Here is a 21,100-nt window from a genome sequence, read left to right on the forward strand (position 1 = left end):
TCCCATGACCGCCACCCCCGGCACCCTGTACATCGTTTCAGCGCCTTCCGGCGCCGGCAAGACCAGCCTGGTCAAAGCCCTGGTCGACGCCGAGCCCAACATCAGCGTTTCCATCTCCCACACCACCCGCGGCATGCGCCCGGGTGAAGTGGACGGGCTCAACTACCATTTCGTGAGCCGCGAAGAGTTCGTGCACATGCTGGACCACGGCGACTTCCTGGAACATGCCGAGGTCTTCGGTAATCTCTATGGCACTTCGCAGCGCTGGGTCCTGCAGGCCCTCGCCGACGGACATGACCTGATCCTCGAGATCGACTGGCAGGGCGCACAGCAGGTTCGTCACCTGATGCCCCAGGCCAAGTCCATCTTCATCCTCCCACCCAGTCAGCACGCCCTTCGCCACCGCTTGAACAACCGCGGCCAGGACAGCGACGAGATCATCGACCGACGCATGCGCGAAGCCGTCAGCGAGATGAGCCACTACGTCGAGTACGACTACCTGGTGATCAACGATGATTTCGCTACCGCGCTCGACGACCTCAAGGCCATCTTCCGCGCCAACCAGCTTCGCCAGGGATCGCAACAGGTCCGTCACGGCGCATTGCTGGCCAGCCTGCTAGCCTGATGATCGAGGGGAGGCGCTGAAATCAGCGCTTCCCTTAATGCTGGTGATTTTTTAGACTATTCAGTCCGCTCGCCCTTTCGGGCAAAGCATTTGCCATTCAATTCTGTGCTACGAGGAACACCATGGCCCGCGTTACCGTTGAAGACTGCCTGGACAACGTCGATAACCGCTTTGAGCTGGTCATGCTTGCCACCAAGCGTTCCCGTCAACTGGCCACCGGCGGCAAAGAGCCCAAGGTAGCCTGGGAAAACGACAAGCCTACCGTCGTTGCCCTGCGTGAAATCGCTGCAGGCCTGGTCGACTATGACGTCATAGCCCAGGAAGACATCGTCGAAGATGAACCGCTGTTCGCTGCTTTCGAGGACGAGGCCAACGAGGCCCTCTGAGTCCATGCCTGGTCGACGTCGTAAAGCCCAGGATCGCAGCGGCTGGCCAGGAGTGATGCCTTGCCGAGCATAGATGCCCTCGCCGAACGACTTTCGACCTACCTCGGCGCCGATCAGGTCAACCTGGTGCGCCGAGCTTATTTCTATGCCGAGCAAGCCCATGATGGGCAACGCCGGCGTAGCGGCGAAGCCTACGTCACCCATCCCCTCGCCGTAGCCAGCATCCTGGCCGACATGCACATGGACCATCAGAGCCTGATGGCCGCGATGCTGCATGACGTGATCGAGGACACAGGCATTGCCAAGGAAGCCCTCAGCGGGCAATTCGGCGAAACCGTCGCCGAACTGGTGGATGGGGTCAGCAAGCTGACCCAAATGAACTTCGAGTCCAAGGCCGAGGCCCAGGCCGAGAACTTCCAGAAGATGGCCATGGCCATGGCCCGCGACATCCGCGTGATCCTGGTCAAGCTGGCTGACCGCTTGCACAACATGCGCACCCTGGAAGTGCTTTCCGGCGAGAAGCGTCGCCGCATCGCCAAGGAAACTCTGGAAATCTACGCCCCTATCGCCAACCGGCTGGGCATGCATAGCATGCGCGTGGAGTTCGAGGACCTCGGCTTCAAGGCCATGCACCCGATGCGTTCGGAGCGCATCCGTGCCGCTGTGCGGCGCGCACGCGGCAATCGCAAGGAAATCGTCAACAAGATCGAGCAATCGCTGACCAACTGCCTGCGTCGCGAAGGCATGGAAGGCGAAGTGATCGGTCGCGAGAAACACCTGTACAGCATCTACAAGAAGATGCGTGGCAAGCGCCGGGCGTTCAACGAGATCATGGACGTCTACGCCTTCCGCATCATCGTCGACAAGGTCGACACCTGCTACCGCGTGCTCGGCGCGGTGCACAACCTGTACAAGCCGCTGCCCGGCCGCTTCAAGGACTACATCGCGATTCCCAAGGCCAACGGCTACCAGTCGCTGCACACCACCCTGTTCGGCATGCACGGCGTGCCCATCGAAATCCAGATTCGCACCCGCGAAATGGAAGAGATGGCCAACAACGGCATCGCCGCGCACTGGCTGTACAAGTCCAGCGAGGACGACCAGCCCAAGGGCACCCATGCCCGCGCCCGCCAATGGGTGAAAGGCGTGCTGGAACTCCAGCAGCGCGCAGGAAACTCTCTCGAATTCATCGAGAGCGTGAAGATCGACCTGTTTCCGGATGAGGTCTACGTCTTCACGCCGAAGGGCCGCATCATGGAGTTGCCGAAAGGCTCCACTGCGGTCGATTTCGCCTACGCGGTGCATACCGATGTCGGCAACACCTGCATCGCCTGCCGCATCAACCGACGCCTGGCACCACTCTCCGAACCACTGCAGAGCGGCGAGACGGTCGAGATCGTCACTGCACCGGGCGCCCGCCCGAACCCGGCCTGGCTCAACTTCGTGGTCACCGGCAAGGCGCGCACGCATATCCGCCATGCGCTCAAGCAACAGCGCCGCTCCGAATCCATCAGCCTGGGCGAACGCCTGCTGAACAAGGCCCTGGCCGGCTTCGAGAGCCATCTGGACAAGATTGTCCCCGAACGGGTCCAGGCCATCCTCACCGAGTATCGCCAGGAAGTCATCGAAGACCTGCTCGAGGACATTGGCCTCGGCAACCGCATGGCCTATGTGGTGGCTCGCCGCCTGCTGGCCAGCGACGGCGAGCAGTTGCCGAGCCCTGAAGGCCCGCTGGCTATCCGCGGCACCGAGGGTCTGGTGCTGAGCTATGCCAAGTGCTGTACGCCAATCCCTGGCGACCCCATCGTCGGGCATCTGTCCGCCGGCAAGGGCATGGTCGTGCATCTGGAGAGCTGCAAGAACATCGGTGAGATCCGCCACAATCCGGAAAAGTGCATCCAGCTGTCCTGGGCCAAGGATGTGGCAGGCGAATTCAATGTCGAGCTGCGCGTCGAGCTGGAACACCAGCGCGGCCTGATCGCCCTGCTCGCCAGCAGCGTCAACGCCGCCGACGGCAACATCGAGAAGATCAGCATGGACGAGCGCGATGGCCGCATCAGCGTGGTCCAGCTGGTGGTCAGCGTGCATGATCGCGTGCACCTGGCCCGCGTCATCAAGAAGCTGCGCGCACTGAAGGGTGTGATCCGCATCACCCGTGTACGCGCCTAGCAACCTATCGATAAACGTAGCGAACGCAGGCTGTGTGCAGCCCAATGCCGCCGTTTTTCAATAGACTGCCAAGCCTTAAACAAGACCAAGGAGTTCCACATGAGCAAGACCGTCATTACCAGCGACAAGGCCCCTGCAGCCATCGGCACTTACTCCCAGGCGATCAAGGCCGGTAACACCGTCTACATGTCCGGCCAGATCCCGCTGGACCCCAAGACCATGGAGCTGGTGGAAGGATTCGAAGCCCAGACCGTTCAGGTGTTCGAAAACCTGAAAGCCGTCGCGGAAGCTGCTGGCGGCTCCTTCAAGGACATCGTCAAGCTCAACATCTTCCTCACCGACCTGTCCCACTTCGCCAAGGTCAATGAGATCATGGGCCGCTACTTCGAGCAGCCCTACCCCGCCCGCGCAGCCATCGGCGTCGCCGCCCTGCCGCGCGGCTCGCAAGTGGAAATGGACGCCATCCTGGTGCTGGAATAAGCCCCACCGGCGGGGCCCCGCGCCCCGCCTCCCCTGCAGTTTGCGGAAAGGACCCCTTCATGCGTCACGCCCTCACCTTGCTGGCCAGCGCCCTCATTCTGGGCGGCTGCTCCAGCGCTCCCTCCGACCCCAGCGGCATCTGGATCAACCAGGCAGCGATCGATGCTGCCTCCCAGGACGGTAAGCTGCGTGAATCGCTCCTGGCCTACGGACCCAACCTCGAGTGGCAGATCGACGGAAAAACCGGGGAGGCCAAATACAGCAATGGCTTCGAACTGGGTGAAGGTCGCCTGGTACCGCAGGATGACGGCAACTGGCAGGTGGACTTCTACGGCGATTACCACGAAAGGCTCGAAGTCGACGGCGACGAGCTGGTCCAGCTCGCCAGTGAAAGCCTGCCAGAGCAGCGTTTCGTTCATCCCGAGCAGGCCCCGGCAGAGGGTGCCCCGCCAGGCAGCAGCTTCGAGCACGCGCTCTATGCCTCTTATCTAGGAGGCACCTGGACCATCAGTGAGGGCCAAGGCCAGGGCGGCCTGGTGAAGTTCAATGCTGACGGCAGCCTGGAAGGCCTGCCCGGCGCTGATCGCTATGCCCTCTGCCTGGCAGGTGATTGCGCAGCGATGAGCGGCGAAAACGACAGCATCTGGCTGCAACAGGGCAATCAGGGGCGCGCCTGGATCTTCGTCCATGACGGCGACGAACTGGAAATCCTCGAAGCACGTAACAGTGCCCAGACCGACGAGATGCCCGAATACACGCCCGGCAAGCGCGCCTGGCTACTGGAACGCGACTGATACGCTGACCATCAGCCAGCCACCAAGCAGCAGCAACAGGCAGCCGCACAGCCTATCCAGCGTGCCGACCCGCTGCTGCAGCCATCGACGCCAGCGTCCATGGCCAAGCAACCGCACCAGGGCCATATCCCACGCCAGCACCACCGTGGTCATCCAACCCATGCTGAGCAGCAGCCCCCAATCCGACATCGTGCTGTTGCGCAGGACACCGAACAAGCCGGCGTAGAAGATCGGCAACTTGGGGTTCAGGCTGCTGGCCAGGAATCCCTCTCCAAGCCCCACACGCCAGGAGCCTTGTCCCACAGCCAGGGCCTCCGGTAGCTCGAGTGTGCGCTGTGCCAGCAGGGCCCGCCCGCCAATCCAGACGAAATAGGCCCCGCCGAGAATCTGCAGCGCCATCCACATAGTGCCTTCAGAAGACGGCATGGCACTCATCGCCAGCAATACCAGCAGCATGCTCGAAAGGTTGGCCAGGGCGATCCCGACCGCGCAGCCATCAGCATGACGGACACCTTTGAGCAACGCGGCGCGGAGTAACAGGAAGAAGTCAGGACCGGGAGACAGCAAGGCGACGAAATGGGTGCTGGCAACCAGCAGAAACAGTGCAAGCAAGGCACGGCCCTCCGAAGAACAGGGCGGCCAGTATCGAAACTCGGCGGATGGTCGGTCTTGGAAGAAACTCAGGTCCTGGCGACGCGCCGGAAATGACCGGGCGTCACGCCCGTAAAGCGCTTGAAGGTGCTGGAGAAATGCGCTTGGTCGTAGAAACCCAGCGCCAGCGCGACGTCCAGCGGCGACTGGTCGCCCAATAGCAGCCGCTTGGCCTCGCGTACCCGGCGCTGCAGCAGGTACGTGTGTGGCGGCACCCCATACACTCGCCGAAAGGCCTCGATCAGGTGTCGAGGATGGCGATGTACCAGGCTGGCCAGCTGGTCGAGGCTGACCGCCTCCGCGAAGTTCTCTTCGAGGTAATCACGCAGGAAGGCCGTCATCCCGCCATCCCGGGGTGACAGTGCAGCAGCCCGCAAGCCACCATGGAGGACGAATACCCGCTCGAGCACCTCCAGCAATTCGCTTTCCAGCGCCAGTGCATCGCCGCGCTCGAACTCGACAGCCAGGCGCGCCAGTCCGGCCGCGACGGAGCCGTCATCGGCCGGGTTCAGCTCAAGGAACCCCCTCGGCAGCTGTTTGCGCCCGAGCAGGGCTGGCAAGCGGGATTCCTCGACGTAGAGCATGCGATAGACCAGGCGTGGCGATACCGCGTGGCCCGTGTGTGGCTCTTCAGGGTTCATCAGCGACAGCGTTCCAGCCGGCAGCGCGTGGCGGCCCCCTCGGCACTGGTAGCCGCCGACGCCCTGGAGAATCGCCCCCACGGCGAAAGCATCATGACTGTGCCGACCGAACGGCTGTCCGGAGAAATCCGCATGGAACAGCTCAACGCCGGGCAACCAGGGGCGCGCCTGCAGGCGGTTGCCATCCATGCTCAGTGAGCCTTGAGCAGCTCGCTGTAGCCTTCGCGGTAACTCGGGTAATGCGGCACCCAGCCCAAGGCCCGGGCCCGCGCGTTGCTGCAGCGCTTGCTGCCGGAGCGGCGCACAGTGGACTCCTCAGCCCAGCCGCTGACTCCCAACTGCTCACGCAGCCAGCCCACGACTTCATGAAGCGGCGCGGGCTCGTCATCGACACCCAGGTAGCAGTCGGCCAAGGCCTCGCCACTGGCATCGGCCTGCAGCAGGAACGCTACCAGCCCCGCTGCATCCTCGGCATGGATGCGGTTGGCGTAGAGTGGCGGCTCGCTGACCACGCGGTAACCCATTTGCACCTGCTTGAGCAGCCACTCGCGCCCGGGGCCGTAGATACCGGTCAGGCGTACTACGGTGGCCGGAATCCCGCTCTCCAGGGCCAACTGCTCTGCCTCGCGCATGATCCGGCCAGAAAAACGCCCAGCTTCGGCTGGCGAGTCTTCATCAATCCACTCGCCATCCTGCTGCCCATAGACGCCGCTACTGGAGACGAAGACCAGCCTGCGCGGACGTTGTCCACGCTGCGCCAGCCAGTCGAGCACATGGCGCAGGCCTTCGACGTAAGCGGCCCGATAGCCCGGCTCGTCTGACTGACCAGCCGCGGCGCAATACACCAGGTAATCCAGCTGGCCCGTCGGCCAGGCCGACGGACATTCAGCCTGCTGCAGATCGGCAGGTACGGGAAGGACACCGGCGGGCAGTGCGCCGACCTGGCGACGAAGGCCATGGACGGTCCAGCGGGCTTGCAGCATCTGGCGGGCAAGGCGGCCGCCAACATCGCCGCAACCGGCGATCAGTAAGGAGGCAGGGGCTGACATTTCATGGGCTCCAACGGAAAACATCAGGATAGGGACAGGTCCGGCAATCGCCAACCGGCCCCGTCAGGGATTGGGACAAATCTCGATTGATATATTGTCGCCTTTACAAACAAGAATTACTTGCAATAATGCACGGCCTTCAGTCCCGCCCCGCACTTACGGGGCGATGAACGAAACCGCTTCCCTTCCTGCAGGTCCGGTCAGCATGAAACCAACCGCCCCCACCGCACAACCCACCCTTGCCTCCCGCCTACACCGCGTGCTTACAGCGGTGATGCTCAGCCTGCTGCTCGCACCGGGCGCCAGCTTCGCGGAGGAACCGACCACCCCGACCGCGCCGCCCTCGGAAACCAGCGCGCCGGCAGCGCCCACCGGCGCGGTACAGGGCAGTGTTGCAGCCGATGGGGCAACGCCGATTGCTCCCGCACTGCCCGGCGACCCGGTGGCTACCGGACAAGTTGGCATGGAAGAACTGACCCATGATCTCTCGCCCTGGGGCATGTACCAGAACGCCGACATCGTGGTGAAGGCCGTGATGATCGGTCTGGCCCTGGCCTCCGTGCTGACCTGGACCGTCTGGATCGCCAAGAGCATCGAGCTGCTGGGCGCCAAGCGCCGTCTGCGCCATGAGCTGCTGACCCTGAAGGCGGCCCGCACCCTGAACGAAGCCGGTGACAAGGTCAGCGATGGCCCCTGCGTCTCGAAGCTGCTGGTCCAGGACGCCCAGGAGGAGCTCAAACTGTCGACCAATACCCGCGAGAAGGAAGGCATCAAGGAGCGGGTGAGCTTCCGCCTGGAACGCCTGGTCGCTGCCAGCGGCCGGCAGATGAGCCAGGGCACCGGCGTGCTCGCCACCATCGGTTCCACCGCTCCCTTCGTCGGCCTGTTCGGCACCGTCTGGGGCATCATGAACAGCTTCATCGGCATCGCCAAATCCCAGACCACCAACCTGGCCGTAGTCGCCCCCGGTATCGCCGAAGCCCTGCTGGCCACCGCCCTGGGCCTGGTTGCCGCGATTCCGGCCGTGGTGATCTACAACGTCTTTGCGCGTTCGATCGCCGGCTACAAGGCCCAAGTGGCCGACGCCTCCGCCCAGGTCCTGCTGCTGGTCAGCCGCGACCTTGATCATCTGCCGGCCGAGCGCAGCCAGGCTCCACAAATGGTGAAAGTGGGCTGAGCCATGGGAATCCATCTGAACGAAGGTGGCGATGATCTCCAGGAAACCCACGAGATCAACGTCACCCCCTTTATCGACGTCATGCTGGTGCTGCTGATCATCTTCATGGTTGCGGCGCCGCTGGCCACCGTCGACATCAAGGTCGACCTGCCCGCCTCCACGGCCAAGCCAGCACCACGCCCGGACAAGCCGATCTACCTGAGCATCAAGGAAGATAAGAGCCTCTACCTGGATAACGCACAGGTCACTGACGAGCAACTGGGCACCTCGCTGGACAAGCTGACCAATGCCGACAAGGACAAGACCATCTTCGTCCGCGGCGACAAGCAGGTGGATTACGCCCGGCTGATGGAGGTCATGGATACCCTTCGCGGCGCCGGCTACCTGAAGATCGGCCTGGTGGGCCTCGAGACGGTCGGCACTAAATGAGTCAAACGAGACGAAAGCTGTCGCGTTGGGGCGTCAGCCTGATCACCGTGCTCGGGCTGCATATCGCATTGGGTCTCTGGGCGCTTTACTGGCGGCCGCAGGCCCAGCCGGTCGAGCTGCCGCCAGCCGCCATGATGGTCGAACTGGAGCCGTTGCCAGCCCCGGCGCCAAAGCCCGCTCCTCCGCCCACGCCGCAGGTGCAGCCCGAGCCTGAGCCGCTACCGAAGCTGGTTGAAGCGCCCAAGCCGAAGATCGCCATCGCGCCCAAACCCAAGCCGAAACCGCAGCCGCCCACGCCCAAGCCGCCGGAGCCCAAGCCGGAGAAGCCGCGCGAAACCGAACCGGTCAAGGAAAGCGTTGCCGCTCCGACCACGCCGGCGCCCAGCGATGCCAAGCCGGCCGCTCCGCAACAAGCCGCAGCGAGTGCGCCATCCGACGCCAAGCCGACCTGGCAAAGCAAGCTTCTCAGCCACCTGGCCCGCTACAAGCGCTACCCGGATGACGCACGCAGACGCGGCTTCGAGGGCGTAAACCGCCTGCGTTTCGTGATCGACGGCAATGGCAAGGTGCTGTCCTATTCGCTGGTCGGAAAGTCCGGAAGCGCCTCGCTGGACCGCGCCACGCTGGAGATGATACGCCGCGCCCAGCCTCTGCCACCGCCCCCGCGGGAGTTGCTCAACAACGGCACCCTGGAAGTGGTCGCACCCTTCGTCTACTCGCTCGACCGTCGCTGATCGAACGCCTGCACCCGGAGGGGCAGGCGCTTGGTTCCATTGACTGCAGCCGCTATGCTTGCCGCACCTCAATGGAATTCTGCTATGACCCTCACCGAACTGCGCTACATCGTCACCCTTGCCCAGGAACAGCATTTCGGGCGTGCCGCCGAACGCTGCCATGTGAGCCAGCCGACCTTGTCCGTCGGGGTGAAGAAGCTTGAAGACGAGCTCGGTGTCCTCATCTTCGAGCGCAGCAAGAGCGCAGTTCGCCTGACGCCGGTCGGAGAGGGCATCGTGACCCAGGCCCAGAAAGTGCTGGAGCAGGCCCAGGGCATCCGCGAAATGGCCCAGGCCGGCAAAAACCAGCTGGCCGCCCCGCTCAAGGTCGGCGCCATCTATACCGTCGGCCCCTACCTGTTCCCGCATCTGATCCCGCAGCTGCACCGGGTTGCCCCGCAGATGCCGCTGTACATCGAAGAGAACTTCACCCACGTCCTGCGCGACAAGCTGCGCACCGGTGAGCTGGACGCGATCATCATCGCCCTGCCCTTCGCCGAAGCCGACGTGCTGACCAAGCCCCTCTACGATGAGCCTTTCTACGTGCTGCTGCCCTTCGGCCATCCCTGGGCCGAGCGCGAGACCATCGACAGCGAGATGCTCAACGACAAGAGCCTGCTGCTGCTGGGCGAGGGTCATTGCTTCCGCGACCAGGTGCTGGAAGCTTGTCCGAGCCTGCGCAAAGGCGGTGAAGACAGCGCCAAGCACACCACGGTCGAGTCCAGCTCGCTGGAGACCATCCGCCACATGGTCGCCTCGGGCCTCGGCGTTTCCATCCTGCCGTTCTCGGCGGTGGACAGTCACCACTATGCCCCCGGCGTGATCGAGATTCGTCCGCTGACCCCGCCGGTGCCCTTCCGCACCGTCGCCATCGCCTGGCGCGCCAGCTTCCCGCGGCCACGCGCCATCGAAGTGCTCGCCGACTCCATCCGTCTTTGCTCGGTAGCCCGCCCGCAAACCCAGGGCGAACCTGAGCCCGCATGACCGAGCTGGCACAAGTCCCGGTCACAGCGCTCAAGGGGGTGGGTGCGGCCCTGGCGGAGAAACTTGCCAAGGTTGGCCTGGAGAACCTGCAAGACATCCTCTTCCATCTGCCGACGCGTTATCAGGACCGCACCCGCATCACGCCTATCGGCGCACTGCGCCCTGGCCAGGACGCAGTGGTCGAGGGCACCGTGGCCGGCGCGGACATCGTCATGGGACGGCGACGTAGCCTGCTGGTCCGCCTACAGGACGGTAGCGGCACCCTCAGCCTGCGTTTCTTTCACTTCAGCCAGGCGCAGAAGGAAGGCCTCAAGCGCGGCACCCAATTGCGCTGCTACGGCGAAGTCCGTCCCGGCGCTACAGGCCTTGAAATCTACCACCCGGAGTACCGCTCCCTCAGCGGCGACGAAGCCCCCCCGGTGGAACAGACCCTGACGCCGATCTACCCCACCACCGAAGGCCTGACCCAACAACGCCTGCGCTCCCTCAGCCAGCTCGCCCTCGCGCGTCTCGGCCCGCACAGCCTGCCGGACTGGCTGCCGAAAGAGCTGGCCCGCGACTACCAGCTCGGCGCACTCGACGAAGCCATTCGCTACCTGCATCGACCACCGCCAGACGCCGACCTCGAGGAGCTCGCCGAAGGGCAGCACTGGGCCCAGCAGCGTCTGGCATTCGAGGAACTGCTGACTCATCAGCTTTCCCTGCAACGCCTGCGTGAAAGCCTGCGCGCCCAGCACGCACCGCAATTGCCACCAGCACACAAGCTGCCGGCCCAGTACCTGGCCAACCTCGGCTTTGCGCCCACTGGCGCGCAGCAGCGGGTCGGCGCCGAGATCGCCTATGACCTGGCCCAGCAGGAACCGATGCTGCGTCTGGTCCAGGGTGACGTTGGCGCCGGCAAGACCGTGGTCGCCGCCCTGGCTGCACTCCAGGCCCTGGAAGCCGGCTATCAGGTGGCGCTGATGGCGCCCACGGAAATCCTCGCCGAACAGCACTACCTCAACTTTCAGCGCTGGCTGCAGCCGCTCGGACTCGAAGTCGCCTGGCTCGCCGGCAAGCTCAAGGGCAAGGCGCGTGCCGCCGCCCTCGAGCAGATCGCCGGCGGCGTGCCCATGGTCGTCGGTACCCATGCGCTGTTCCAGGACGAGGTGAAGTTCAAACGCCTCGCCCTGGTGATCATCGACGAGCAGCATCGCTTTGGCGTGCAACAGCGCCTGGCCCTGCGCCAGAAAGGCGTGGACGGGCGCCTCTGCCCGCACCAGCTGATCATGACCGCGACCCCCATCCCCCGGACCCTGGCGATGAGCGCCTACGCCGACCTGGATACCTCGATCCTCGACGAGCTGCCCCCCGGGCGGACGCCGGTCAATACCGTGCTGGTAGCCGACAGCCGCCGCATCGAAGTGATCGAGCGAGTGCGTGCCGCCTGCTACGAAGGGCGCCAGGCCTATTGGGTCTGTACGCTGATCGAGGAGTCCGAGGAGCTGACCTGCCAGGCCGCGGAAACCACTTTCGAGGAGCTCTCCTGCGCGCTGGGTGAGCTGCGCGTCGGCCTGATCCACGGTCGCATGAAGCCGGCCGAGAAGGCTGCTGTGATGGCCGAGTTCAAGCAAGGCGCGCTGCAACTGCTGGTGGCGACCACGGTGATTGAGGTGGGCGTCGACGTCCCCAATGCCAGCCTGATGATCATCGAAAACCCGGAACGCTTGGGCCTGGCCCAACTGCACCAGCTGCGCGGTCGTGTCGGCCGGGGCAGTGCGGCCAGCCACTGTGTGCTGCTGTATCACGCGCCGCTGTCGCAGCTGGGCCGTGAGCGCCTGGCGATCATGCGCGAAACCTGCGATGGCTTCGTGATCGCCGAGAAGGACCTGGAGCTGCGCGGCCCCGGCGAGATGCTCGGTACCCGCCAGACCGGTCTACTGCAGTTCAAGGTGGCCGACCTGATGCGCGATGCCGCCCTGCTGCCCGCAGTACGTGACGCCGCCCAGGCGCTGCTGGCACATTGGCCCCAGCACGTCAGTCCGCTGCTTGAGCGCTGGCTACGCCATGGCCAGCAGTACGGACAAGTGTGAATCAGATCACGGTGCACCCGTCGCCCGCGAACGCTGCCACCCTACCTGCTCGTTATACTCCCGGCAGAAAAATCTGACGCTGGATGCCGCCATGACCGAAGTCGCACGAGTTCCCGACGATACACATCGCCCCCCAGCGGTGATCCTGCAGTTGCTCGATAAGCTTGGCCTGGCGTTCCAGATTCGCATGGACCATCCGAGCCTGAGCGCCGCCCAGCGCGTCCAGGCAGTGCTGCTGGAGGACTCGGTGGGGGCGTTGCTGGTGCTCTATCCGCGCAGTCAGCTGCTTGACCTCAATCGCCTGGCCGAACTCACCGGGCGCAAGCTGTTCGCCGTCAAGCCCGAACGCCTGGAGCGGATGCTCGGCAAGCACAGCCTGGGCAGTCTCCCCGGCCTGCCGCCGCTGACCAGTTCGCCCTGCCTGTATGACGAACGCCTGCTGCAAGAGCCTCGGCTGCTGGTGGAGTCCGGCCAGCCGGGCGTTCTTCTGGAGCTGCACTGCGAGGCCTTCCGCAGCTTGCTGGGCAAGGCCAGCGCCGCGCGCTTCGGCGAGGTTGTGGCCAACATCCGGCCCAACCTGAACCGCCCGAACGACGACCGTGCCGAGATTACCCAGGCCGTGCAGGTCTTCACCGCGCGCCGCATACAACAGCGACTGGAAGAAACCATCGAGATCCCACCGCTGCCGGAATCGGCCCAGAAGATCATCAAGCTGCGAGTCGACCCCAATGCCACAGTCGATGACATTACCGGCGTGGTGGAGACCGACCCGGCCCTCGCCGCGCAGGTGGTCAGTTGGGCCGCCTCCCCCTACTACGCAGCGCCGGGCAAGATTCGCTCGGTGGAGGACGCCATCGTCCGCGTACTAGGCTTCGATCTGGTCATCAACCTCGCGCTGGGCCTGGCCCTCGGCAAGACCCTCAGCCTGCCCAAGGACCAGCCACAACACACCACCCCGTATTGGCACCAGGCGATCTATACCGCCGCAGTCATCGAGGGTCTGACTCGCGCCATGCCGCGAGCCCAGCGCCCCGAGGCGGGTCTCACTTACCTCGCCGGCCTACTGCACAACTTCGGCTACCTTGTGCTCGCCCACGTATTCCCACCGCACTTCTCGCTGATCTGCCGCCATCTGGAGGTCAATCCGCACCTGCCCCATAGCTTCATCGAGCAGCACCTGTTGGGCATCACGCGCGAGCAGATCGGCAGCTGGCTGATGCGCCACTGGGACATGCCGGAAGAGCTATCCACTGCATTGCGCTTCCAGCATGACCCTGACTACCAGGGCGACAACGCTGCCTACGCCAACCTGGTTTGCCTGGCTGTGCGCCTGCTGCGCAATCGGGGCATCGGTTCGGGGCCACAGGAGGAAATACCCGAAGACCTCTTTGAAGCCCTGGGCCTGAGCCGCGAGAAAGCCGAGGACGCCGTGAGCAAGGTCTTGCAGGCCGAGGTGGCATTGCGCGAACTAGCCCTGCAGTTCAACACGCACTGACCCAAGGCGAAAATGAAAATGAAGAAGGGGCGCTGTGCGCCCCTTTCCTGTTGGGCTTCGCTGTGCGAAGCACCAATCTACCTGGCTACCTCTGAACGCGATCAGGCTGCGCGCTTCTCGGTGGCCTTCTTCTTCGGCATCAGGTACTTGGTCAGGCCCTGGAACCAGATCACCAGCGCCGGGTTGCCCTGGATCTGGATGTCCTTGCTCTGGATACCCTGCATGAACGCCAACTGCTTGTTCTTCGCGCTCATGGTGGCGAAGCCGTAGGCGCCATCCTTGAAGCCAATGGCGAACGCGGGCTGGCTGGCCTGGCCGCGACGGCTATGCACGCGCTGGTCCTTGACGATGAAATGGCGAGCGATCTTGCCATCCAGGGTGTGCAACTGGAACACCAGGTCCTTGCCGGCCAGCTGCTGCTGGAACTCGGCATTGTCACGGCTGGCCTTGGCCATCAGCCGACCCAGCATCCAGAGGAGAAAGCGGAATTTCATGCGCGCGGCCTCGAAGGGAATCACAAAGCGGCGCATTGTAGCGGTTTGCCGACGGGACTACAGCCAGCTAAAGGCGGGTGAGACGATACAGGGCAGGGCTGCCCGGAACCTCCCCGGTTCCGGGCAATGGAGCCTTAGTTCACGGCTTCTTTCAGCGACTTGCCCGGCTTGAAGGCCACGGTGTTGCTGGCCTTGATTTTGACCGGTTGGCCGGTCTGCGGATTCTTGCCAGTGCGAGCACCGCGATGGCGTTGCAGGAAGGTGCCAAAGCCCACCAGGGTCACGCTGTCTTTACGGTTCAGCGCATTGGTGATTTCTTCGAGCACCGCGTTGAGTACCCGATTGGCCTGGTCCTTGGTGAGATCGGCCTTCTCGGCGATTGCAGCGGCGAGTTCCGGTTTACGCATAAATGCCTCTTTGACGGTTTGTTGTTTTTGTGTCCGTGCTGTTCGTCCAGAACAGCGCCAAGGCGCCGCAACGGCTCTACGCTGCGGCAGACCACGGGGAGGATGGCATGCGATTGGGTACCGCGCCAGTCTTGCAGGAGGGTTTTCCCTACAAATTTAAGGACTACTCCGACAGAAGGACCGGCATTTACGCCAAAAGTGGCGGTAGTTCCCGATTCAGCGCCAATTTCTCCTGCACGGCGGCCCCGGTCAGGGCGTAACCCAGCAGACGCCCGGCGGCGTCGCGGCAGAGGGCCTTGATGTCCGAGCCAGAGCCTTCCACCGTCCAGCTGCCGTCCAGGCCGCGAGGAGGTGGCGACACCACCAGCGGGCAGACCGGGGTCTTGACGGTTACCGGCATGGCGCCGTAGCTGACGGCCGTCGGTGTACCCGCGAGGGTCTGGGCCAGCGCGCGAGCACAGGCCATCAGCGGCATCACATAAAGCAGGTTGAGGCCGTCCACCTCGGCGCAGTCGCCCACAGCGTAGATGTTGGCGTGGGAAGTCTGCAGCTGTCGGTTCACCACCACCCCGCGATTCACCGCGAGTCCGGCCACAGCGGCCAGTTCTACGCGCGGCCGCAGGCCAACGGCAGACACCACCAGGTCACAGGGAATTCGCGTGCCGTCGGACAGATGAGCCTCAAGCTCGTCGCCCGCGTGATCGAGGCGGGTCAGCACCGGTCCCAGGTGGAAACGCGCACCGAGGCTTTCCAGGCCAGCTTGCACCGCTGCAGCCGCGGCCGGGTGCAACAGGCCCGGCATGACCTGCTCACAAGGCGCCACCAGTTCGACCTGCAAGCCGCCGAGGCTGAGATCGTTGGCGAACTCGCAGCCGATCAGCCCGGCGCCCAGGATCAACACGCGGCGCTTGCCGGCGGCCGCAGCGCGGAAGCGGGCGTAATCCTCCAGGTCGTTGATGGGAAAGACCGCGTCCTGGGCATTGCCCTCCACCGGCACACGAATGGTATCCGCGCCCCAGGCCAGCACCAGGTCGCGGTACTCCACAGCCTCTTCGCCAATCCACAGGCGCTTGTGGCCGGGATCGATGCCAGTGATGCGTGTATGGGTACGCACCTCCGCCTTGAGTTGGTCGGCCATGGCCCCCGCCTCGGCCATGGCCAGGCCGTCGGCATCCTTGTTCTTGCCGAAACCGGTGGACAGCATCGGCTTGGAGTACGAGCGACCGTCATCGGCGCTGATCAGCAACAGCGGGGTCTCGCTGTCCAGCTTGCGGAATTCCTTGGCCAGGTTGTAGCCGGCCAGGCCGGTACCGACGATTACCACGGGTGCACTCATCACTCACTCCTGCTCGGGCAAAAACGACGCGACGGCCCGAAGGCCGTCACTTGAATGGGGCTGACGGCTCAGGCGATTTCGATCATCTCGAAGTCGATCTTGCCGACACCGCAATCGGGGCAGACCCAGTCCGGCGGGATATCCTCCCAGCGCGTGCCTGGGGCGATGCCCTCTTCAGGCAGACCTTCGGCTTCGTTGTAGATGAAGCCACAGACGATGCACTGCCACTTGCGCATGACCACCCCCGCGAACGCGGAAACTCGATGTGAAGCTACTCCAAAGCCCGATTACCGCCAAGCATCGACGGAAGGCGCCAATCAGAGGGTAGGCTGCGAAGGCGCAGCGCGGCGCCTGATGCGTGATGCCCCCTCTCCATTACGGGAAAGGGCCAGGAAGAGGGGGACACCCTTTAGATCAGGCGATCTCGATCATCTCGAAGTCCAGCTTGCCAACGCCACAGTCAGGGCACAGCCAGTCTGTCGGCACATCCTCCCAACGGGTACCCGCAGGGATGCCCTCATCAGGCCAGCCCTGGGTTTCGTCATAGACCAGGCCACAGACAACGCATTGCCACTTCTTCATCACTCGCTACCTCGGTGTTCAGACTTTCCCGACCTGCGCGCCAGAAGGCACTTGCTCGGTCGCTTCGGGGCGTTTTACTGGTTCGACCGTCCCTTCGCAAGCCCCTGCGGAGGGCGCCGGCTTTGGTTAGCATGCTAAGATCTGCGCCGTCGTCCACCGCCCATGTCCACCACCGTGCCCCACGCCGTCCTTGCCCATCCCCCCCGCTGGCTGAGTGCCGCGCAACTGCATCCCACGCCCGCAGCCTGCGTGCGTGACTGGCTGTTCGACCAGGGTTCCCTGACCCGCCGCCTGACCGCCCTCTCCGACAATGCCTTCAGCGTAACGCCACTGGTGGAAGGCTGGCAGCCCCTGCGCGCGGACGAGTGCACAGCGCTCGGCATCCCCTGCGGCAGCCTCGGCTGGGTCCGTGAGGTATACCTGCGCGGTCATGGGGAGGTCTGGGTATTCGCCCGCAGCGTAGCGGCGCGCAGTGCCCTCGAAGGCTCTGGTCTTGACCTGCACCAGCTCGGCAGCCGCTCCCTCGGCGAGTTGCTGTTCAGCGATCGTGCCTTCGACCGGGGGGCCATGGAGGTCGCCCGCTACCCGGCCGCCTGGCTGCCCAGCGAGGTCCGTGATGAACGCCTGTGGGGGCGTCGCTCCTGCTTCACGCGCGGCGAGCTCGGGGTGCTGGTGGCGGAAATCTTCCTTCCGGCCCTCTGGCGCGCGGCGGGGATCGAGACCGTATAATCCGGCCCTTCGAGCCTGTTTACGATCTCGCGAGCTAGAGAAGAACAAGGCGAGAATGGCTGAGGGCGCGGAGTTTACGAGCTGTAAATGAGCAAGCCCGATGCCATTCTCAACGCAGTTATTCCGACGCGCAGCAGATCGTAAAGCAGGCTCTTCGAAGGGAGAGCCGTCGATGTACCTCACGCTGCTGCAATCGCTGAACCGCCTGCATCCCCGCGCCATGGACTTCATCCAGCTGGCGCGCCTGGACAAGCCCATCGGCATCTACCTGCTGCTCTGGCCGACCCTCTGGGCCCTGTGGGTCGCTGCTGAAGGCATACCCAGCCTGAAGAACCTGGTGATCTTCGTCCTCGGCGTGAACCTCATGCGCGCTGCCGGCTGCGTGATCAATGACTTCGCCGACCGCAAGGTCGATGGCCACGTCACACGCACCAGGGCGCGCCCGCTGGCAAGCGGCCGCATCACCGCCCGCGAGGCCCTGGTGTTCTTCGCCGTGCTGGTGGCCGCAAGTTTCGTCCTGGTGCTGTTCACCAACAGCACGACCATCTGGCTGTCCTTCGGCGGACTGGCGCTGGCGGCCTGCTATCCCTTCATGAAGCGCTACACCTACTACCCGCAGGTGGTGTTGGGGGCTGCGTTCTCCTGGGGCATGCCGATGGCCTTCACCGCCGAAACCGGCGAGCTGCCTGCCGCCGCCTGGCTGCTGTACATCGCCAACCTGTTGTGGACGGTCGCCTACGACACTTATTACGCGATGACCGACCGAGAAGACGACCTGAAGATCGGCGTGAAATCCACCGCCATCCTGTTTGGCGATGCCGACCGGCTGATCATCGCCACCCTCCAGGGGCTGGCGCTGCTGTGCCTGTTACTGGCCGGAAACCGCTTCGGGCTGGGACTGGCTTTCCACCTCGGGCTGCTGGTGGCGGCAGCCTGCTTCGCCTGGGAATACTGGAGCACCCGCACGCGTGACCCCCAGGTCTGCTTCAAGGCCTTCCTGCACAACCACTGGGCGGGGCTGGCGATCTTCCTGGGTATCGCCGCCGACTACGCGCTGCGCTGAGCAGCGCGTAGCACCCACCTTGCCATCTGGTCAGTAGGCTTCCGGCTTGGCAACGTGCCAGACGCCCATCTTGCCGTCGCCGGTGACATCTCCCGGCTTCTTGTCCATGACGAAGGTGTAGACCGGTTTGCCGTCGTAAGCCCACTGCATCGAGCCGTCGTCACGCTTCACCAGGCTCCACTCACCTTCGGCCTTGGCGCCAGCCTCGGCCATCAAGGGCGGCCAGTTCTGCGCACATTGCCCATTGCAGGCAGACATGCCACTGGTGTCCTTGTCGTAGGTGTAGAGCGTCATGCCCTTGGCATCGACCAGCATGCCGTCCTTCTCCATCGCGGGCTCGGCCGCCAGACCAATCAGCGAAAAACTCAGCAGCGCACCCGCAAGCAATGGAGCGATTCGGCAGTGATTCTTTTTCATTTTGTGCCTCTTCTCGGAGTGGGAAACAACAGCCCGGCGGCTGCGATCACAACCGGAGGTCACAGCAAGCACTGCAGCGATCAAGCTTCTCGCCAGGCTCCAGGTCGCCCCTTTCCCAACGGCGACCTCCTTCAGCATAGACACGGCAGCGACTACATTCAGGTGTCACATGCCTGCAATAATTCCGTTATCTAATGCGGCGCAATCAGTCATACATGCGACCCGAGGCCTGAACATGGTTGGCAAGAACATCCTGATAGTCGACGACGAAGCGCCGATTCGCGAGATGATCGCCGTGGCCCTCGAAATGGCCGGCTACGACTGCCTGGAGGCGGAGAACACGCAGCAGGCCCATGCCATCATCGTCGACCGCAAGCCCGATCTGATCCTCCTCGATTGGATGCTGCCCGGCACCTCCGGCATCGAACTGGCCCGCCGCCTGAAGCGCGACGACCTCACCAGCGACATCCCGATCATCATGCTCACCGCCAAGGGTGAAGAGGACAACAAGATCCAGGGCTTGGAAGTCGGCGCTGACGATTACATCACCAAACCCTTTTCCCCGCGCGAGCTGGTTGCCCGCCTCAAGGCCGTGCTGCGCCGTGCCGGCCCCAGCGACGGCGAAGCGCCGATCGCCATCGGCGGACTGCTGCTCGACCCGATCAGCCATCGCGTGACCATCGACGGCAAGCCCGCCGAGATGGGCCCGACCGAATATCGACTGTTGCAGTTCTTCATGACCCACCAGGAGCGCGCCTACACACGCGGCCAGTTGCTCGACCAGGTCTGGGGCGGCAACGTCTATGTCGAGGAGCGCACGGTGGACGTGCATATCCGCCGGCTGCGCAAGGCCCTGGGCGATGCCTACGAAAATCTGGTTCAGACTGTCCGCGGTACCGGCTATCGTTTCTCCACCAAAAGCTGAAACCCGGGCCTTCGGGCCGTCGACAAGGATGCGATAGGTGAATCAAGACTGGCGCGGCGCTCTCATCCGCCGCCTGCTACTGCTGATCGCCGCCTGCCTGCTGGTGGGCCTGGTCACCGGTGAATATGGCTGGGCGCTGGCGGTCGGCCTCGGCGCCTACCTGGGCTGGACCCTGGTGCAACTGCTGCGCCTCTACAAGTGGCTGAAGGAGCACACCCCCGACGAACCGCCACCAGATGGCTACGGCCTGTGGGGCGAGGTGTTCGACAGCATCTATCACCTGCAACGCCGCGACCAGCGCGTACGTGGCCGCCTGCAGGCCGTCATCGACCGCGTCCAGGAATCCACCGCTGCCCTCAAGGACGCCGTGGTGATGCTCGACAGCGAAGGCAACCTGGACTGGTGGAACCGCGCCGCGGAGACCCTGCTCGGCCTCAAGACACCGCAGGACAGCGGCCAGCCGGTGACCAACCTGATTCGCCATCCGCGCTTCAAGGAATACTTCGAGCAAGGCAACTACCAAGAGGCCCTGGAACTGCCTTCACCGGTCAATGACCGTGTGCGGCTGCAGTTCTACATCACCCGATACGGCAACAGCGAACACCTGATGCTGGTGCGCGACGTGACCCGCATTCACCAACTGGAGCAGATGCGCAAGGACTTCGTCGCCAACGTTTCCCACGAACTGCGCACCCCGCTGACGGTGATCGCCGGTTACCTGGAAACCCTGCTCGACAACGTCGAAGACGTGAACCCGCGCTGGACCCGTGCCCTGCAGCAGATGCAGCAACAGGCCGGGCGCATGCAGAACCTGCTCAACGACCTGCTCCTGCTGGCCAAGCTGGAAGCCACCGACTACCCCTCGGACAACCAGCCGGTCGCCGTCGACCTGATACTGCTCTCGATCAAGGCCGATGCCCTCGCGTTCTCCGGCAACCGTCACCACCGCATCAGTCTGGAGGCCGACCACAACTACAAGCTGCGTGGCAGCGAGGCAGAGCTGCGCAGCGCCTTCTCCAACCTGATCTTCAACGCCGTCAAGTACACCCCGGACGAAGGTGAGATCCGCATCCGCTGGTGGGGTGACGAGCAGGGTGCGCACCTCAGCGTGCAGGACAGCGGCATCGGCATAGAAGCCAAGCACCTGCCACGCCTCACCGAGCGCTTCTATCGCGTCGACTCCAGCCGCAACAGCAATACCGGCGGCACCGGCCTGGGCCTGGCCATCGTCAAGCATGTGCTGATCCGCCACCGTGCCCGCCTGGACATCAGCTCCGTGCTACACCACGGCAGCACCTTCACCTGCCATTTCCCGCCCACCCAGGTGGTCAAGCGCAGCTGATCCGGGCGGTGAGCCCGCCCGCTCGCACGCCCAGATCACTTGCAAACTCGGGGCCCAGCCTTCACTCTTAGCCGGTCATT

24 protein-coding genes are annotated in these 21,100 nt (G+C 64.1%); 15 read left to right on the forward strand and 9 right to left on the reverse strand.

What is annotated here, in order from left to right; translation table 11 throughout:
- Positions 1–4 precede the first annotated feature (4 nt).
- The 5 genes from gmk to J7302_RS07325 all read left to right on the forward strand — a co-directional run bounded on the left by gmk (position 5) and on the right by J7302_RS07325 (position 4,454).
- Positions 5–625, forward strand: a complete 621-nt coding sequence (gmk, locus tag J7302_RS07305; RefSeq protein WP_215372312.1) for a guanylate kinase — start codon at positions 5–7, stop codon at positions 623–625.
- 122 nt (positions 626–747) lie between these two features.
- Positions 748–1,011 (forward strand): DNA-directed RNA polymerase subunit omega, encoded by a 264-nt coding sequence (rpoZ, locus tag J7302_RS07310; protein WP_215372315.1) that lies wholly within the window; start codon positions 748–750, stop codon positions 1,009–1,011.
- A 60-nt stretch (positions 1,012–1,071) separates the two neighbouring features.
- Positions 1,072–3,180 carry a bifunctional GTP diphosphokinase/guanosine-3',5'-bis pyrophosphate 3'-pyrophosphohydrolase gene (gene spoT, locus J7302_RS07315; protein WP_215372317.1) on the forward strand — a complete coding sequence of 703 codons (2,109 nt, stop codon included), beginning with the start codon at positions 1,072–1,074 and terminating at the stop codon, positions 3,178–3,180.
- 99 nt (positions 3,181–3,279) lie between these two features.
- A complete protein-coding gene (locus tag J7302_RS07320; RefSeq protein WP_215372320.1) occupies positions 3,280–3,660 on the forward strand; it encodes a RidA family protein in 381 nt (126 codons plus the stop codon).
- A 59-nt stretch (positions 3,661–3,719) separates the two neighbouring features.
- Positions 3,720–4,454 carry a hypothetical protein gene (locus J7302_RS07325; RefSeq protein WP_215372322.1) on the forward strand — a complete coding sequence of 245 codons (735 nt, stop codon included), beginning with the start codon at positions 3,720–3,722 and terminating at the stop codon, positions 4,452–4,454.
- Here the strand turns inward: J7302_RS07325 and J7302_RS07330 are convergent.
- The 3 genes from J7302_RS07330 to J7302_RS07340 form a co-directional block, all read right to left on the reverse strand.
- Positions 4,437–5,066 (reverse strand): LysE family translocator, encoded by a 630-nt coding sequence (locus tag J7302_RS07330; protein WP_215372324.1) that lies wholly within the window; start codon positions 5,064–5,066, stop codon positions 4,437–4,439. The two genes, J7302_RS07325 and J7302_RS07330, sit on opposite strands and share 18 nt — an antisense overlap.
- A gap of 68 nt (positions 5,067–5,134) precedes the next feature.
- Positions 5,135–5,935, reverse strand: a complete 801-nt coding sequence (locus J7302_RS07335) for a helix-turn-helix transcriptional regulator (protein ID WP_215372346.1) — start codon at positions 5,933–5,935, stop codon at positions 5,135–5,137.
- Between the two features lie 2 nt (positions 5,936–5,937).
- Entirely contained in the window at positions 5,938–6,795 is an 858-nt protein-coding gene (locus J7302_RS07340) for an SDR family oxidoreductase (protein ID WP_215372349.1), read from the reverse strand.
- A 205-nt stretch (positions 6,796–7,000) separates the two neighbouring features.
- Between J7302_RS07340 and exbB the strand changes: the two genes are divergently transcribed.
- The 6 genes from exbB (at position 7,001) to J7302_RS07370 (ending at position 13,725) form a co-directional block, all read left to right on the forward strand.
- Complete coding sequence (gene exbB / locus J7302_RS07345; protein WP_215372351.1) at positions 7,001–7,972, forward strand: tonB-system energizer ExbB; 972 nt, start codon at positions 7,001–7,003, stop codon at positions 7,970–7,972.
- Positions 7,973–7,975: 3 nt separating this feature from the next.
- Complete coding sequence (gene exbD / locus J7302_RS07350; RefSeq protein ID WP_215372353.1) at positions 7,976–8,401, forward strand: TonB system transport protein ExbD; 426 nt, start codon at positions 7,976–7,978, stop codon at positions 8,399–8,401.
- Entirely contained in the window at positions 8,398–9,135 is a 738-nt protein-coding gene (locus J7302_RS07355; RefSeq protein ID WP_215372356.1) for an energy transducer TonB, read from the forward strand. Before exbD ends, J7302_RS07355 begins: the two co-directional genes overlap by 4 nt.
- An 84-nt stretch (positions 9,136–9,219) precedes the next feature.
- Positions 9,220–10,158: a hydrogen peroxide-inducible genes activator gene (locus J7302_RS07360; RefSeq protein ID WP_215372358.1), complete on the forward strand. Its 939-nt coding sequence runs from the start codon at positions 9,220–9,222 to the stop codon at positions 10,156–10,158.
- The gene (recG, locus tag J7302_RS07365) at positions 10,155–12,230 is read left to right on the forward strand and encodes an ATP-dependent DNA helicase RecG (RefSeq protein ID WP_215372361.1); all 2,076 of its coding nucleotides are present in this window, start codon (positions 10,155–10,157) and stop codon (positions 12,228–12,230) included. Before J7302_RS07360 ends, recG begins: the two co-directional genes overlap by 4 nt.
- A gap of 91 nt (positions 12,231–12,321) precedes the next feature.
- Complete coding sequence (locus J7302_RS07370) at positions 12,322–13,725, forward strand: aminoacyl-tRNA deacylase and HDOD domain-containing protein (RefSeq protein ID WP_215372363.1); 1,404 nt, start codon at positions 12,322–12,324, stop codon at positions 13,723–13,725.
- A 101-nt stretch (positions 13,726–13,826) separates the two neighbouring features.
- On the opposite strand, the gene J7302_RS07375 is transcribed toward J7302_RS07370, so the two are convergent.
- The 5 genes from J7302_RS07375 to J7302_RS07395 form a co-directional block, all read right to left on the reverse strand.
- Entirely contained in the window at positions 13,827–14,219 is a 393-nt protein-coding gene (locus tag J7302_RS07375) for a helicase (protein ID WP_215372365.1), read from the reverse strand.
- Between the two features lie 134 nt (positions 14,220–14,353).
- Positions 14,354–14,626 (reverse strand): HU family DNA-binding protein, encoded by a 273-nt coding sequence (locus J7302_RS07380; RefSeq protein WP_016495401.1) that lies wholly within the window; start codon positions 14,624–14,626, stop codon positions 14,354–14,356.
- A 187-nt stretch (positions 14,627–14,813) separates the two neighbouring features.
- Positions 14,814–15,962 carry an NAD(P)/FAD-dependent oxidoreductase gene (locus J7302_RS07385; protein WP_215372367.1) on the reverse strand — a complete coding sequence of 383 codons (1,149 nt, stop codon included), beginning with the start codon at positions 15,960–15,962 and terminating at the stop codon, positions 14,814–14,816.
- A 68-nt stretch (positions 15,963–16,030) separates the two neighbouring features.
- A complete protein-coding gene (locus J7302_RS07390; RefSeq protein ID WP_215372369.1) occupies positions 16,031–16,198 on the reverse strand; it encodes a rubredoxin in 168 nt (55 codons plus the stop codon).
- A gap of 178 nt (positions 16,199–16,376) precedes the next feature.
- The gene (locus J7302_RS07395) at positions 16,377–16,544 is read right to left on the reverse strand and encodes a rubredoxin (protein ID WP_215372372.1); all 168 of its coding nucleotides are present in this window, start codon (positions 16,542–16,544) and stop codon (positions 16,377–16,379) included.
- A gap of 174 nt (positions 16,545–16,718) precedes the next feature.
- On the opposite strand from J7302_RS07395, the gene J7302_RS07400 reads away from it, so the two are divergent.
- A complete protein-coding gene (locus tag J7302_RS07400) occupies positions 16,719–17,273 on the forward strand; it encodes a chorismate--pyruvate lyase family protein (RefSeq protein ID WP_215372511.1) in 555 nt (184 codons plus the stop codon).
- A 172-nt stretch (positions 17,274–17,445) separates the two neighbouring features.
- Positions 17,446–18,336 (forward strand): 4-hydroxybenzoate octaprenyltransferase, encoded by an 891-nt coding sequence (ubiA, locus tag J7302_RS07405; RefSeq protein ID WP_215372374.1) that lies wholly within the window; start codon positions 17,446–17,448, stop codon positions 18,334–18,336.
- A gap of 30 nt (positions 18,337–18,366) precedes the next feature.
- Here ubiA and J7302_RS07410 read toward each other — a convergent pair whose 3' ends face one another.
- Complete coding sequence (locus J7302_RS07410) at positions 18,367–18,753, reverse strand: COG4315 family predicted lipoprotein (RefSeq protein ID WP_215372376.1); 387 nt, start codon at positions 18,751–18,753, stop codon at positions 18,367–18,369.
- A gap of 235 nt (positions 18,754–18,988) precedes the next feature.
- Between J7302_RS07410 and phoB the strand changes: the two genes are divergently transcribed.
- Together phoB and phoR are read left to right on the forward strand one after the other, a co-directional pair.
- The gene (gene phoB / locus J7302_RS07415; protein WP_215372379.1) at positions 18,989–19,678 is read left to right on the forward strand and encodes a phosphate regulon transcriptional regulator PhoB; all 690 of its coding nucleotides are present in this window, start codon (positions 18,989–18,991) and stop codon (positions 19,676–19,678) included.
- A gap of 37 nt (positions 19,679–19,715) precedes the next feature.
- Positions 19,716–21,020, forward strand: coding sequence for a phosphate regulon sensor histidine kinase PhoR (gene phoR, locus J7302_RS07420; protein ID WP_215372381.1), 1,305 nt, complete (start codon positions 19,716–19,718; stop codon positions 21,018–21,020).
- Positions 21,021–21,100 lie beyond the last annotated feature (80 nt).

Origin of the sequence: Metapseudomonas boanensis (assembly GCF_018704125.1) — a bacterium.
GTDB lineage: Bacteria > Pseudomonadota > Gammaproteobacteria > Pseudomonadales > Pseudomonadaceae > Metapseudomonas > Metapseudomonas boanensis.

Coding starts and splice junctions, on each gene's coding strand:
- gmk (WP_215372312.1), top strand. CDS start 5: ATGACCGCCACCCCCGGCACCCTGTACATCGTTTCAGCGCCTTCCGGC.
- rpoZ (WP_215372315.1), top strand. CDS start 748: ATGGCCCGCGTTACCGTTGAAGACTGCCTGGACAACGTCGATAACCGC.
- J7302_RS07320 (WP_215372320.1), top strand. CDS start 3,280: ATGAGCAAGACCGTCATTACCAGCGACAAGGCCCCTGCAGCCATCGGC.
- J7302_RS07325 (WP_215372322.1), top strand. CDS start 3,720: ATGCGTCACGCCCTCACCTTGCTGGCCAGCGCCCTCATTCTGGGCGGC.
- J7302_RS07335 (WP_215372346.1), bottom strand. CDS start 5,935: ATGGATGGCAACCGCCTGCAGGCGCGCCCCTGGTTGCCCGGCGTTGAG.
- J7302_RS07340 (WP_215372349.1), bottom strand. CDS start 6,795: ATGTCAGCCCCTGCCTCCTTACTGATCGCCGGTTGCGGCGATGTTGGC.
- exbB (WP_215372351.1), top strand. CDS start 7,001: ATGAAACCAACCGCCCCCACCGCACAACCCACCCTTGCCTCCCGCCTA.
- exbD (WP_215372353.1), top strand. CDS start 7,976: ATGGGAATCCATCTGAACGAAGGTGGCGATGATCTCCAGGAAACCCAC.
- J7302_RS07355 (WP_215372356.1), top strand. CDS start 8,398: ATGAGTCAAACGAGACGAAAGCTGTCGCGTTGGGGCGTCAGCCTGATC.
- J7302_RS07360 (WP_215372358.1), top strand. CDS start 9,220: ATGACCCTCACCGAACTGCGCTACATCGTCACCCTTGCCCAGGAACAG.
- recG (WP_215372361.1), top strand. CDS start 10,155: ATGACCGAGCTGGCACAAGTCCCGGTCACAGCGCTCAAGGGGGTGGGT.
- J7302_RS07370 (WP_215372363.1), top strand. CDS start 12,322: ATGACCGAAGTCGCACGAGTTCCCGACGATACACATCGCCCCCCAGCG.
- J7302_RS07375 (WP_215372365.1), bottom strand. CDS start 14,219: ATGAAATTCCGCTTTCTCCTCTGGATGCTGGGTCGGCTGATGGCCAAG.
- J7302_RS07380 (WP_016495401.1), bottom strand. CDS start 14,626: ATGCGTAAACCGGAACTCGCCGCTGCAATCGCCGAGAAGGCCGATCTC.
- J7302_RS07385 (WP_215372367.1), bottom strand. CDS start 15,962: ATGAGTGCACCCGTGGTAATCGTCGGTACCGGCCTGGCCGGCTACAAC.
- J7302_RS07390 (WP_215372369.1), bottom strand. CDS start 16,198: ATGCGCAAGTGGCAGTGCATCGTCTGTGGCTTCATCTACAACGAAGCC.
- J7302_RS07395 (WP_215372372.1), bottom strand. CDS start 16,544: ATGAAGAAGTGGCAATGCGTTGTCTGTGGCCTGGTCTATGACGAAACC.
- ubiA (WP_215372374.1), top strand. CDS start 17,446: ATGTACCTCACGCTGCTGCAATCGCTGAACCGCCTGCATCCCCGCGCC.
- J7302_RS07410 (WP_215372376.1), bottom strand. CDS start 18,753: ATGAAAAAGAATCACTGCCGAATCGCTCCATTGCTTGCGGGTGCGCTG.
- phoB (WP_215372379.1), top strand. CDS start 18,989: ATGGTTGGCAAGAACATCCTGATAGTCGACGACGAAGCGCCGATTCGC.